Genomic DNA, 13,113 nt, shown 5'->3' with positions numbered 1-13,113 from the left:
GACTTCGTGCCTCAGCCGGCCTCGAACAGCTCGATCTCGGAGATCGCGACATCCGTGCCGTTCAGCGAGCGGTGCAGCCCGACGACGTGCAGCTCGACGCTGGTCGCGCCTTCGCTGTTCTCGATCGGGACTTCCTGGGCGTCCGGCGTGTCGGCCAGCGCCATGTCGTAGGTCTTGCCGGTGGAGAACACCAGGTGCAGCTTCTGCGGCCGGTGCTCGGCCTGGAAGTTCGCGGCGTCGCCGGAGTAGACGATCGCCTTCCGCAGGTCCGCCGGGTGGTCGAAGGTGAACACCAGCGCCTGTTCCCGGTCGGCCGGGGCCGCCCAGAAGGTGTTCTTGGCGTTGTCGGAGACCAAGGGGGCCGCGTGCCCGGTGGTCTGGGCGGTCGCGGTCACCTTGATCGGGTGGACCGGGTTCAGCTTGGCCTCGAAGACGCCGGTGACCTGGCTCCACAGCCCGGTGGCCACGGTGTTGATCGCGCCGCGGAACGGCTGGTACAGCGCGTAGACCAGCGCCGAGAGCACCAGCGCCACGGCGACGGCCCGGCGGACCACCTTGCCGACGGTCCGGCGCGCGGACCCGGCCCGGCCGGTCCGGCGGCGGACGCCGTCCTTGCCCGGCCGCTCCCCCGCCCGGTGCTGCTTCGGTTTCCGGCCGAACACCCGGCGCCACCACGACGTCTCGACGGCCACGGATTCGGCCAGCGAGGCACCGCAGCGGCTGCAGAAGTTCCGCGTGGGCGCGTTGCCCTTGCCGCAGCGGCCGCAGATCAGGTCGCCGGGGTTGAGCACCTCTTCTTCGACGGTCTGCTGCACCGGCTGCCGCACCGGGGCGACCGGTTCGGCAGGCTGCACGACCTGCTGCTGCACCACGGGGTGCGGCCGCACGGCGACCGGTTGCTCGTCGTCCCACTTCAGGTAGCGGCCGCATTCGCCGCAGAACTCGACGTCGGCGGGCCCCTGGTGCCCGCACTCGGTGTAGATGACCATCCGCTAGCCCTCCAGGACTTCCACCGCGACCCGCACGTGGGCGGGTACCGCGTCCACGACCGTCGCCGTCAGCCGCCGCACGTCGACCCGCGCCGGCTCGGGCACCCGCACCCGCACCTGCACCCAGGGCGGCCCCGGGTCCGGCAGCGGCGCACCGGGCCGGGGCGATTCGACGACCCCGCCGCTGTCGGTCACCTCGACGGCGCCCCCGGTGAGCAGCCGCACGTGTTCGGCGAGCCCGCGCCGCGTCCCGCGCCAGCGGTGCAGCTCGACCGAGCTCGTCACCAGCTGCCGCAGTTGGGCGGGGCTCCAGCTTTCGTCGACGCGCAGCGCGACCCAGTTCGCCAGCCAGCCGACGAAGTCCTCGGGCGCCAGGCCCGGGTCCAGGTAGCCGGCGAAGTTGTCCAGTGTGGACAGAACGGGGGCGATGACTTCGTCGAGGGCACCGGTGAAGCCTTGGACGAACCGGTCGTCGGCGTAGACCGCGGGCAGCTGCTCGCCGATCGGGTGCGGGCTCGGCAGCCCGCGGACACCCGCCCTCATGCGCCCGCCTCCCGCCCGGCCACGCGAGATACGCCCTCGATCACGCGAGATCGGCAGTTCCGCTCGCGGATCACCCGCGCGGAAAGGGCATCTCGCGTGACCGAAGGGGCATCACGCGTGATTGCGGCGGCATCACGTGTGATCAGGCCGGCATCACGGGCGGCCGCGGGGAGCTGCTCGCCGATCGGGTGCGGGCTCGGCAACCCGGGGATGCCCGCCCTCATGCGCCCGCCTCCCGCACCCGGACCTGGTGCCCGAACGAGAACGCGAGCGCGTTCGGCGGCAGGTCGAGCCGGTCCACCTGGTCACCGCGCTCGCGGGTGATCGGGTTGGCCGCGAACAGCCGCACGTCCTCCACCAGCTCGACGCCGGGAAGGCGTTGCAGCACCGCGAACACCTCTCCCGACTGCACCGGGCGGCCGAACGGCCAGCCTTCGCCGTCCGGGCCGCCGCTGAGCGGGTTGAAGTAGTCATACAACGCCTGGGTCGCGCGCGCCCCGAGGGTGCCCGCGGTCGTCCGGCGCCGGGCGCGCAGCCGCGCGACCACCGTGACCCCTTGGTAGAACGGCGGTTCCACGGACACCAGCGCGCCGACGCAGCGCCGCTCGTCGAGGGAGCGCTCGATCCGGGCGCGCATGCCCGGGTCCAGCATCAGGGTCGCGAACGCCAGTTCGCCGGTGTCGGGCACCGCGGGCACCACCAGGACCCGGATCGCGCCGGTCTCCCGGCCGTCGGGGCCGTGCGCCGGGATGCAGCGGACGCGGGCCGCTTCCGGTGCCGCTTCGCGGGCCAGCTGTTCGTAGTCCTCGGCCGTCACGGCGCGGTCGCGGGTGCGCAGCAGCAGCGGCCCGCGCACCTGCGCGTCGCGCACCGATTCGCCGTCCACGCCGCCGATCGCCGGCCGCCGGTTCACCACGCTGCTGACGAACGGGATCGGGTCCCGCTGCACTTCGAGGACCTCGCGGGCGACGTTGCCGCGCCGCCCGCCGCCGGACCGGTATTCGGGTACGCGGATCGCGGCCGACTTGGCCGGGAAGGCGCCGTAGTACCGGAGGCCGCCCTCGGGCTGGCGCACGGCCGGGCCGAACGCGATCTCCCCGCCGACCCGGTCGAGCATGACGTGCCGGTCGGCCGGGCCGGAGTCGGCGAACGAGCGCACCTCGGTCCACTGCTGCCAGCCGTCCGGCCCCGAGACCTCGACGACCAGCTCGCCGTCGCCGGCGACCACCGGGGGCCGGCCGAGCGGGAACCGCTGGCCCGGCGTGCCGTCCGAGGTGCCGACGACTTCGTTGCGGATCACCTCGGCGTGCACCGCGGCCGCCGTCCCGCCGATGGTCGAAGCCTCGACGGTGTGCAGGCGCGGCGGCCGCTGGTAGAACGGCTGGTTCGGCTTGGCCTCGGCCAGCCGGCACCGCAGCCAGCCGGCCCGGCGGCGGGCGAGCACCGACATGGTGTGCCCGGGCGGGACGTGCACCACGATGTCCCCGGCCCGGTTGAACGCGCCGGTGCTGTCCCGGTCGACCTCGCAGGCCGCCCAGCCGGTGCCGTCCCACGCCTCCCACAGCCACGGCGGGTCGCGCGGGTCGACGCCCTGGCCTTCGACCTCGCAGTTCATCCGCAGCAGCACCGCGCAGCCGGGCACGGCGTCCGACAGCCCGAAGCAGACCGCGTCACCCGGCGCGGGGGTTTCGCCGAAGACCGCCGGCCCGCCGCCGACCAGCAGCTCGTCGGTGCGGTCGACCGGCGGCAGGGCGGTGTCGGCCGTGCTGGTCACCAGGTGCTCGAGCGAGCACGGCACGATGGTCAGCGTGCGCTCGACGGTGAACACCACCGGGTCCTCGACCTCGTTGCGGGCGCTGGCGACCTGCTTGCCGGCGGAGACGACCACCGGGACGTCTCGGGCGGCCGAGAGCCAGAACGTCACGTCGGCGTGCGCGGCGGCGGGCGGGAACAGCCGGACCCCGATCAGGTCGAGGAACCGCAGGTAGTGCAGGTCGGGCACCCGGTTGAGCCGGTAGAGCAGCTGGTCGACCATCTGCGCGAAGGTCTCGATCAGCGTGACACCGGGGTCCGAGACGTTGTGGTCAGTCCACTCCGGACAGTTGCGCTGGACCAGGAACTTGGCCTCGTCGACCAGGTCCTGGAAGGTGCGGTCGTCCAGGTTCGGCTTGGGCAGCGCCATCACGCACCGTCCTCTGTGGACCCGTGGGGCGGGATGACGTAGAACGGGAAGACCAGGTTGCGCGGGTCGTTCGTGCCGCGCAGGGTGTAGCGGATGTCGATCAGCAGGGTCCCCCGGTCGGCCTCGGCGAAGCTGACCACGACGTCGGTGAGCGTGATGCGCGGTTCCCAGCGTTCCAGCGACGTCCGCACCTCGTAGGCGATCTGGCCCGCGGTGGCGGCGTCGGCGGGCGCGAACACGAGGTCGTGCACCGCGCAGCCGAACTCCGGGCGCATCGGCCGTTCGCCCGGCGCGGTCGCGAGGATCAGCCGGATGCTTTCGACGATCTCGCGCTCGCCGCCGACCAGCGCGATCGAACCGGTCGCGTCGGTGTGCACCGGGAACGCCAGTCCCCGGCCGAGGAAGTCGTTCGACGTCACGGCCACGTCAGCCTCCGATCAGGACGGTCGGGCAGCCCATGACGATCGGCGCGCCGCAGGCGGCCAGGTCGCCCATGCGGGCCGCCGGCATGCCGCCGATCAGCACGGTCGGGCACCCCGGCGGCGCGATCGGCGTCGGCGGGTGCACCGCGGGCGGCGGGAACGAGCAGGTGTGCAGCGTGCCGACGTTCGCGGCGGGCAGCCCGCCGATGAGCACGGTCGGCACGCCGGGGCCCGCGATGACGCCCGGGTGCCCGGTCGGATCGCCGACCCTCGCGGCTGGTGGCATGCGCACTCCCCCGTCAGTTGATCTTGACCACGCTGCCGCGCACGGTGACGACACCGCTCGCGGTCAGCTCCGTCTGGCCCTGGCCGGCGACCGAAACGGTGGCGCCTTCGACCTTCACCCCGGCGGTGCCGTTCAGCTTCAGCTGCGCGCCCGCCTCGACGCTGGCTTCGGCCTGGGCCTTCACGGTGACCTTCTGGCCCTTGAGCTCCAGCGGCCCGGTGCCGGCGTCGATGCTGACGCCGTTCTGCGCCTTGACCGTGACGCTCTTGCCGCTGGTCACCTCGATGACCTGGTTCTTCTGGTCGATCTTGACCACGAACTTCGCGTCGCCGGAGGACAGGATGATGCCGTCGTCCTCGGCGAACTCCAGCTTGTGCCCCTTCCGCGAGACGAACCCGCGCAGGGACGCCTGCCCGCTTGTGCCGTCGACGGGTTCCTTGGTGAACTTCGGCGCGGTGTCCTTGCCGTTGTAAAGCCCGCCGAGCACGTAGGGCGCCTCGAAGTCGCCGTGCTCGAAGCCGACGAGGACCTCGTCGCCGACTTCGGGCAGCACCATCGTGCCGCGGTCCTTGCCCGCGCCGGGCTGGACCGTGCGGGCCCAGGTGCTGGTGAACTCCTTGTCCAGCCACGGGAACGTGAGCTTGACGCGGCCGAGCTTCGCCGGGTCCCGCAGGTCGGACACCTGCGCGGGAACGAGCCCCGGCCACGCCGAACCGTGCGCGCCGCCCGCGACCAGGCCGTAGAGCGAGCGTTCCTGGCGGCCGGACACGGTGAACTCGGTGGTGTAGCCGACTTCGGCGTTGAACAGGTGCCGGGTGCTGGTCAGCGTGTACTTGCCGGCGAACGGCTGACCGACGCCGGCGAGGGTGACCGCGGTGCCCGCGCGCAGCTTCGGGTTGCCCTTCGCGACGCCGTCGAGTTCGGTGCAGGCGCCGCCGAGCTTGTCGGCCAGCGCCTTCGCGGTCGCGTCGGCCTCGCCCTGGGCGCGGCGCGGCGAGGCGGCGTCGAGGAACGGCGGGCTGGCGAACTTTCCGGCGAGCGCCACCGGGTCCAGCCCCGGCACGTCCGTGCCGGCGGGTTTCGGGATCGCGGTGGCGGTGATCGCCTGCTTGTTCTCGTAGTCCCAGCCGGTGGCCCGCACCTCGGGGACCTGCTCGGCGGCGGTGACGCTGGCGCGCAGGCTGACCAGCGTCCCGTGCGCCTCCAGGACGAGCGGGTCGGCGGTCGCCTTGGTGCTGGTCGAGGGCGCCCCGGACGGTTTCTCGGGGAGTTCGAAGTTCAGCTTCCCCTCGCGCACGGCGATCTGCGCGCCGACCGCGTCGGCCAGCCGGGTCAGGAACTCCCAGTCGCTGACGTTGTCCTGGCTGAGCTGGGTGTTCGGCCGGCCGCCGAAGCCGCGGACGTTGTCGATCTTGCCGGTGGGCAGGTCCGCGCGCCGGGCGACCTTCCGCACGACGTCGGCGACGGTCATGTTCGGGTACGCCGCGACCCGGCGGCCGCGGAAGAGCCGGTGCGCCTGGTCGTACCCGCGGACCTCGGTGAACGTGCCGTGCCGGTCCAGGTCGACCGCGACGGCGGTGACCTCGCCCGAGAGCAATTCCTGCGGGCCGCCGGGGTCGGACGTCTGCACCTTCAGCTTGATCTTCGCCCCGACCTTGAACTTGCCCTTCTCCAGCACGACGTAGCCGGGGTCGCGGAAGCGCAGCACGAAGGTGTCCGGCAGGTTCCGGCTGTCGTCCACGTAGGCGTAGGCGAGCATCACCTTGACGTCGTCGGGCAGCGCGGTGCCCTCGACCTCGACCATGAGGGTGTTCGTGAAGGTCTCGTTAGCCATCGAGCTCCTCCAGCGCGGGCACCAGCAGCCGGGTGCCGGGCCGCAGCCGCATCGGGTCGTCGATGTCGTTGGCGTCGGCGATTTCGCGCCACTTCCCGGCGTCGCCGTAGGCGCGGAACGCCACCGACGCCAGCGAGTCCCCGGCGACGAGCACGTGGGTGTCCCGGGCCGCGAGCGCGCCGGACGTCGGGTTCTGGCCGCCGAGCTCGCCCGAGATCTCCTCCAGGTTCACCGTGCAGACCGCGCGCACCGGCGTCCCCGACGGCGTGAACAGCGTGTACTTGGCGGTGACGGACGAGACGAAGGCGGGGAACCCGGTCATGCCGCCCCACTTGAAGATGACCCACGGCGGCGACGGCTTCCGGCTGGTGCGGCTGTCCTCGGTGGCCACGCAGCAGGTGAACAGCTGCTCGACCTTCTTGACGACGGCGTCGTCCATCTTGTCGGTGGCGTCGAGGAACATCTCCAGCGCGAGCTTGGCCGGGTCCGAGCCCTTGAACTGCGGGGGCGCACTTTTCTTGGCGTTCGGCTGCGCGTCGCGGCCCCACTTGGCGTTCTTGCTCAGCGAGAGTTCCTTGGGGTTGAACTGGAACTTGATGTCGAACAGCTTGTCGCCGGGCGGCTGCCCGGTCCCCCCGGACTGCGGCGGTTTCCGGACCTCCAGCAACGCGCGCTGCAGGTTGTTCGGCGCCGGTTCGCCGGAGCCGTAGGCGGCCGGGGGCGCCGAGCCGGCCGACGTGAAGGTGACGGGTGAGGAGGACATGGCTAGGCCTTCTTCGCCGGGCTGAGGAAGCCGTGGTGGGCCAGTTCGAGGGTCTCGGTGGCGACCTTGGGCGAGTCGGGCGAGAGCTGCGGGCCGCTCCACCGCACCGGGACGACGCCTTCCAGGGCCCAGCTGGCGATGACCTTGCCTTCGAGGGTGCGCGCCTCGATGGTGGCGGTCTTGCGTTCGATGCCGCCGGCCAGGCTGGCGAACCACTTGGTGATCTGCGAGCTGGCTTCGGTGACCGGGCGCGAGAGCTTGATGTTCGAGTACTTGATCCGGGTCGGCAGCTGCCAGACCATGCCGTTGTTGCCGCCCTCTTCCCGCTGTTCCATGACGAACTCGCAGCCGAGCCCGTCGCAGCTGGAGAACGCACCGAGGTTCCCGAGGTTCTTGTCGTCCAGCTTGACGACATAACAGACGGCGACGGCCTCTTCGGTGTCCGGCATCGGCATCTCCTTCAGTGCGGGCGATCGGTGAGCGCGCCCCGGCGTTCACGGTCGAGACGGAGTTCGGTCTTGAGCCGCCGCAGCAGCGGATCGAAGAGCTGCCTGACGAGCTCATCGGTTTCCGGCGGCGCGGCGGCGGGTTGCGTCTGGACGGCGGCGGCTTCAGGCGGCGGTGGTGGAGCCACGATCGGGGCCGGTTCGTCGCTGGTGCGCTGGATCGGCGGCGGGACGTGGGGTTCGGGCGGGAGCTCCTCGGCCACGCGAGCCACCGGCAGCGTGAGTTGCTCGGGCGCCCACGTGATCGGCTGGGGTGCGGCGGTCTCGACAGCCCGGTTCAGGGGCAGGGCCGGAGTTGCGGTCGGGCTGTGGCCCTGGAGGCGTGGGAGGTCCTCTGGCCCTCGTGCGAGCGGAGGCGGCGCCAGTGGGGGCAGGGCGGTCTCGATGGTCCGGCTCAGCGGCAGGGAGTCGTCGGCTGCTCGGGCGATCAGGGGTGCGAACGGCGAGCTCTCGGTGGTTCGGCTCACCGGCAGGGGTGGTTCTTGGGGAGTTCGAGCCACCGGGAGGGTGGGGGGCTCGGCCACCCCGTTCACCGGTGGGGGTGGGTCTTGTGGTGATCGGGTCAGTGGTGAGGTGCTGGTGGCCTGCAGTGTTTGCGTCACCGGCTGGGTGAGCGGGAGGGTGTGCTCCTGCGCCTTCTCGACGGCCCGGTTCACGGTAAGCGGGGTCCCCTCCATCGGCTGAGGCACCGAAGGCGCGAGGCCTTCGATGGCTCGGTTCACCGAAAGTGGCCGGCTTTGTGCCGATTGAGCCACCGGAAGGGGTGAGGGCTTGGTTGCCTGGTTCACCGGTAGTGGTTGGCCTTGCGGCGATTGAGCGGTCGGAAGGGAGGCCGCATCGAGGGTTCGGCTCACCGGAAGGGGCGATACCTGAGCCACCAAGAGCGCGGGCGCATCGACCCGGTTCACCGGAAGAGGTGATCCCACCGGCAGCACGGCCGCATCGACGGCCCGACTCACCGAAAGCGGCGACCCGTGCGGCGATTGAGCCACAGGACGGCCGGAAGGCTCGGCGACCCGGCTCACTGGCAGCGCGGACTGAGCCACCGGAAGCGCGGAAGGCTCGGTGGCCCGACCCACCGGCAGCGCGGGCTGAGCCACCAGGAGGCTCGAAGGCTCAGCGACCCGACTCACCGGCTGGGAGGGCTGAGCCACCGGAAGGTCCGGGCCGTCGACGGCCCGGCTGACCGGCAGCGCGGGCCGAGCCACCGGAACGCCGGAAGGCTCGGTGGCCCGACTCACCGGCAGCGCGGGCCTAGCCACCGGAACGCCGGAAAACTCGGCGACCCGGCCAACTGGCAGCGCGGACTGAGCCACCGCAAGGTCCGGGCCGTCGACGGCCCGGCTGACCGGAAGCGAGGGATCCGCGAGCGTCGAGGTCTCGGTCACCCGGCTCACCGGGAGCGCCGCAGCCGCGATCGCCGGGGCGGACAGCTCCTCGGCCCGGCTCACCGGGAGGAGCGGAGTCTCGGTCGCCGAAGCGGGCGGGTCCTCAGCGCGCGTCGCCGGAGCCGGTGGGTCTTCGACGGCGCGGGCCACCGGCAGGACCGGTGGCGGGGAAACGCTCGTCGAGCCGCCCGGTGTGCCGGGCGGCTCCGCCGGTTCGAGCGGGCTGAACGTGTTGACCGGCGACGATCGGCCCGGCGGCAGTCCCGCGTCGACGGCCCGTTGCACCACCGGCCCGGCGTCGTCCGCGAGTCGCGACACCGGGAGCGGTGCCGGTGCCGGTTCCGGCAGGATCGGCGCACCCAGCCCGAGCCGCCGCGGCGCAGGCGGCTGAACCACCGGCAACACCGGCCGAGCGACCTCGACGACCGACGGCTCTGTCCGCCGGCCCACCGGCAACTCCGGCCGAGCCGCTTCGACGGCCGGCAGCACCGGGGCAGGCGTGCTCTCCGCGATCGCCTGGACCGTCCGCACGGGCGGGACGACCGTGGCAGCGGCCGACGTCAGCGGACGCACGGCCTCCCGCGACACGACAACCGGCAGCACCAGCGAAGGCCCGGGCGCAACCTCCGCCGCACCAGCGCCCGCCGACGAGACCACCGGCATCGACGGAACCTCACCCGCCGACGCAACCGCAGCGGGCCCGGCGGCCACCGAAGGAACCACAGCCATCGACCCCAGCGGCGAAACCCCATCCCCCAGCGGCACCGAAGCCTCCGCGGTACCCGGTCCCTCCGGCGAACTCCCGGTTCCGGCCGAATCCGCAGCCGCCGACGAGACTTCGCTCCTCGACAGAACCACCGCCGACGAAACCCCACTGCCCACCGGATCCGCAGCAACCCCAGGCCCCGACGGAACCGCAGCAACCGGCAAGTCTCCGCTTCCTGCCGTCTCCGGCCGAATCCCCCTCGACGGAACCGCCGAAACCCCGCTCCCCGACATAAAAGCCGCCGAAGAACCCGCGCCCTCCGGCCAAACGTCACTCTCCGCCGAATCCGCACCCACCAAGGAATCCCCGGTCACCGAAGGCGATTCGCCCCCCGGCAAAGCCGCCCGCTGCACCGAGGCACCCCACAGCCGCCCCAGTCCGGTTCGCTTCCGGACCTCCCGCTGCACCACCGGCATCGCCGGGGCCGGCGTCTCCGCCGCCCGGGGCCGGGCCAGGTCGGCGATCACGCCCGCCGGCTCGTCCGGGCCGATCCGGTGGCCGAGCGGCTCGAGGTACGCCGGGCTCTGCCAGGACGTCAGCGAACCGCTGAACCGCTGCACCGGGTTGACCAGCGGGTGCTCGGCCAGGACCGGCCGGATCGGCGGCACGGTCCGCCACTCCGCGCGCGCGACCGGCAGCGGCGGAGGCACCGGGGCGGGTGCCGGATCCTTCCTGCGAAACCACATGGCCGCGTCACCGTCCCTGGCTCATCCGGGTGTTGATCCGGGCGATCTCGGCGACGTAGGTCAACCGGTCGGGGTGTTCGAGGTCGAGGATGTCGTCGAGGGACCAGTGCAGGTGGTAGGCGACGTACGCGACTTCCTCGTGCAGCCGGTCGGCCGCGTACGTCACGATTCCCCCAGGCGGCCGCCGGCGACGTCGACGACGAAGCTGTGGCCGCACTCCGGGCACGCCACGCCCGCCCTGGTGTGCCCTTCGCTGTTGATCCGGCGGTACATGTCCTGCAGGAACGCCAGGTCGGAGGCGAACAGGTTCTCGACGATCCCGGCGTGCACGTCGGTGATGTCGCCGATCCGGGTGACGACCCGGGCCAGCAGCACCACCGTCAGGAACGCCGAGTTCTCGCGGACGCGGTCGTCCCGCAGCGGGACCAGCTCGTCGCGCGCGGTGGCCAGGCGCATCACCCCGGAGTGGTGCACCCGGCCGTCGTCGTCGACGTACCCGCGCGGGAGCTCGAACGCGAACTCCGTCCTCAGCTTCGGCCGGGGTTCCTCCGCCGCCGCGGCGGGGGCCTCCTCGACCGGGGCCGATGCCATCACCCTGCGCATGGGCTCACTCGACTTCCATCTGCTCGTAGGTGATCACGAGCTTCTCGGTGAGCACGCTGGTGTCGCCGGCCTTGAGCGAGCCGATCTCCAGGCTCTTCGGCCACGCGTTGGTCAGCTTGTAGCGCTTGAGCGCCGTGCCCTCGTAGTCGTAGACGATGATGGCGCCGCCCTTGCGCGCGGAGGCCATCTTGCCGAAGTGGGCGTCCTTGACCCACTTCTCGAAGCTGTTGTCCTCGGTGAGGCCGCGGGTCAGCGTGACCTCACCCGCCTTGGGCCGGCCCGGCAGCTTCTTGATGACGTACTTGCCGTCCACGGTGTTCTGCTTGAGCTCGATGACGTCCTGCTCCATCTTCAGGCCGGAGACCTCGGAGATCTGCTTGATCTGGACGCCGTCGATCTCGAGCCCGAAGGAGTGGCCGACCGCCTTGTCGAGATCGGGAAGTGCCATGGTGGAGTCCCTTCACTACTCGTTGACGAGGCTGGTGCCGCCGGACATCTGGGCCAGCCGGAAGATCACGAACTCCGCCGGTTTCACCGGGGCGATGCCCACTTCGCAGATCACCTGGCCGAGGTCGATGCCCTCGGCCGGGTTGGTCTCCCGGTCGCACTTGACGAAGAAGGCCTCGTCCGGGGTGAGCCCGAACAACGCGCCCTTGCGCCACTCCATGACCAGGAACGCGCTGATCGTGCGCCGGATCCGCGCCCACAGCGCGTCGTCGTTGGGCTCGAACACGACCCACTGCGTGCCGACGAGGATCGACTCCTCGAGGTAGTTGAACAGCCGCCGGACGTTGAGGTAGCGCCACGCCGCGTCGCTCGACAGGGTCCGCGCGCCCCAGACCCGGATGCCCTTGCCCGAGAACGAGCGCACGCAGTTGATGCCGATCGGGTTGAGCAGTTCCTGTTCCGCCTTGGTCAGGTGGGTTTCGAGGGCGAGCGCGCCGCGGACGACCTCGTTGGCCGGTGCCTTGTGGACGCCGCGGGTGGCGTCGGTGCGGGCCCACACCCCGGCCATGTGGCCGCTCGGCGGGATGAACGTGTTGGTCCCGGTGGCCGGGTCGAGCACCTGGACCCAGGGGTAGTAGAGCGCCGCGTACTTCGAGTCATAGCCGGCCACGTCCTGGCGCCAGTTGCGGACCTCCTGGGGGTTGAGCGACGGTGGCGGGTCGATGATCGCCATCCGGTTGCCCATCAGCTCGCAGTGGGCGATCATCGCCAGCTGCACGGCCTTGACGCCGTCGAGGTCGAGCAGCTCGCGCTGGTAGGCGGCCATCAGGTCCGGCGCCGCGACCATGGTGATCTCGTCGATCGCCTCCAGGCCGCCGAAACCGGTGCGGTCGGCGACGTCGCCGACGTAGTCGTCGGCCGCGACCCGGCGCGGCACCGGCGGCGCCTGCGGCGGTTCGGTGAGCACCGCGGTGCCCTTGTCGGGCTTGGTGACCGTGCCGCCGGTGGCGACCTCCTCGACGGTGACGAAGCTGGACTTCTCCCGCACCGCCGTGACGACGTTCTCCTTGGTGCGCTTGGTCGTCACGTTGTGCGTTTCGACGACCTTGCCGTCCTGCTTGACGAGCACGGTGAACCGGTCGTCGGCGGGGTTGTCCCCGGACGGCTCGGCGACCTCGACGGTGATCTCGCCGGCCGGTTTGCCCTCCGGCAGTTCCTTCGCGACGAACCGGTAGCCGCCGAGCACGGCCTGGCGGGCCGAGATCTGCTTCGGCGCGGAGCCGTTGTCGTGGGCGCGCGCGCCGCCGATGCGGACGACGTAGCAGTTGGCGCCGCCGTTGAGGAAGTAGCCGTAGACCGACTGGGCCAGGTAGCAGTCCTCGAGGAAGTCGCCGAAGGTCTGGGTGAACTGGCCCCAGTTGGACACCAGCGTCGGGGTGTTGAAGGGACCGTCCGCCGCGAAGCCGACGAAGGCGGCGACGGCCGTGCCCACGCCCTCGATCGGCCGTGCGCCCGCCTCGATCTCCTCGACGTACACCCCCGGCGTGAGATAGGTGGGCATGCGTGCCTCCCTTGTCGACGCACAAGTCTTGTCATCGGCGATGCTGCTGCCCGCGCGTTCTCCGCGGAACGGCCGTGCGGCTAGGCCCGCGGGAACCGATCTCTGCCCTAAAAGGCAACTGCCCGTTCGGGCAGCGC

Annotated in this window: 13 protein-coding genes; all 13 read right to left on the bottom strand. The window is 71.7% G+C overall.

Annotation, left to right across the window (positions count from 1 at the left end):
* Positions 1 to 11: 11 nt before the first annotated feature.
* The 13 genes from ABZW17_RS21940 to ABZW17_RS21880 all read right to left on the bottom strand — a co-directional run bounded on the left by ABZW17_RS21940 (position 12) and on the right by ABZW17_RS21880 (position 12,976).
* Positions 12 to 989 carry a zinc ribbon domain-containing protein gene (locus ABZW17_RS21940; protein ID WP_354816948.1) on the bottom strand — a complete coding sequence of 326 codons (978 nt, stop codon included), beginning with the start codon at positions 987 to 989 and terminating at the stop codon, positions 12 to 14.
* A gap of 3 nt (positions 990 to 992) precedes the next feature.
* Positions 993 to 1,532 (bottom strand): phage tail protein, encoded by a 540-nt coding sequence (locus ABZW17_RS21935; RefSeq protein WP_354816945.1) that lies wholly within the window; start codon positions 1,530 to 1,532, stop codon positions 993 to 995.
* A gap of 220 nt (positions 1,533 to 1,752) precedes the next feature.
* Complete coding sequence (locus ABZW17_RS21930) at positions 1,753 to 3,714, bottom strand: putative baseplate assembly protein (RefSeq protein ID WP_354816943.1); 1,962 nt, start codon at positions 3,712 to 3,714, stop codon at positions 1,753 to 1,755.
* On the bottom strand, positions 3,714 to 4,133 hold the full coding sequence (locus ABZW17_RS21925; RefSeq protein WP_354817235.1) for a GPW/gp25 family protein: 420 nt from the start codon (positions 4,131 to 4,133) through the stop codon (positions 3,714 to 3,716). The genes ABZW17_RS21930 and ABZW17_RS21925 overlap by 1 nt, the downstream gene beginning before the upstream one ends.
* A gap of 7 nt (positions 4,134 to 4,140) precedes the next feature.
* A complete protein-coding gene (locus ABZW17_RS21920; RefSeq protein WP_103352784.1) occupies positions 4,141 to 4,422 on the bottom strand; it encodes a PAAR domain-containing protein in 282 nt (93 codons plus the stop codon).
* Positions 4,423 to 4,435: 13 nt separating this feature from the next.
* A complete protein-coding gene (locus ABZW17_RS21915) occupies positions 4,436 to 6,256 on the bottom strand; it encodes a VgrG-related protein (protein WP_354816940.1) in 1,821 nt (606 codons plus the stop codon).
* Positions 6,249 to 7,019 carry a LysM peptidoglycan-binding domain-containing protein gene (locus ABZW17_RS21910; RefSeq protein ID WP_354816937.1) on the bottom strand — a complete coding sequence of 257 codons (771 nt, stop codon included), beginning with the start codon at positions 7,017 to 7,019 and terminating at the stop codon, positions 6,249 to 6,251. Before ABZW17_RS21910 ends, ABZW17_RS21915 begins: the two co-directional genes overlap by 8 nt.
* 2 nt (positions 7,020 to 7,021) lie before the next feature.
* Complete coding sequence (locus tag ABZW17_RS21905) at positions 7,022 to 7,468, bottom strand: phage tail protein (protein WP_354816934.1); 447 nt, start codon at positions 7,466 to 7,468, stop codon at positions 7,022 to 7,024.
* 11 nt (positions 7,469 to 7,479) lie between these two features.
* Positions 7,480 to 10,365: a hypothetical protein gene (locus ABZW17_RS21900; protein ID WP_354816931.1), complete on the bottom strand. Its 2,886-nt coding sequence runs from the start codon at positions 10,363 to 10,365 to the stop codon at positions 7,480 to 7,482.
* A gap of 7 nt (positions 10,366 to 10,372) precedes the next feature.
* Positions 10,373 to 10,531, bottom strand: coding sequence for a DUF6760 family protein (locus tag ABZW17_RS21895; protein ID WP_003098516.1), 159 nt, complete (start codon positions 10,529 to 10,531; stop codon positions 10,373 to 10,375).
* On the bottom strand, positions 10,528 to 10,968 hold the full coding sequence (locus tag ABZW17_RS21890) for a hypothetical protein (RefSeq protein ID WP_354816928.1): 441 nt from the start codon (positions 10,966 to 10,968) through the stop codon (positions 10,528 to 10,530). The genes ABZW17_RS21895 and ABZW17_RS21890 overlap by 4 nt, the downstream gene beginning before the upstream one ends.
* A gap of 4 nt (positions 10,969 to 10,972) precedes the next feature.
* Complete coding sequence (locus ABZW17_RS21885) at positions 10,973 to 11,416, bottom strand: phage tail protein (protein WP_354816925.1); 444 nt, start codon at positions 11,414 to 11,416, stop codon at positions 10,973 to 10,975.
* A 15-nt stretch (positions 11,417 to 11,431) separates the two neighbouring features.
* Positions 11,432 to 12,976 (bottom strand): phage tail sheath family protein, encoded by a 1,545-nt coding sequence (locus ABZW17_RS21880; RefSeq protein ID WP_354816922.1) that lies wholly within the window; start codon positions 12,974 to 12,976, stop codon positions 11,432 to 11,434.
* Between the last annotated feature and the right edge of the window lie 137 nt (positions 12,977 to 13,113).

The sequence above is a fragment of the Amycolatopsis sp. NPDC004625 genome (genome assembly GCF_040609695.1).
In the GTDB taxonomy this organism is placed as follows: Bacteria; Actinomycetota; Actinomycetes; order Mycobacteriales; family Pseudonocardiaceae; genus Amycolatopsis.
The sequence above is the reverse complement of the archived record's forward strand: the minus strand, read 5'-3'. Positions and strand labels throughout refer to the sequence as shown.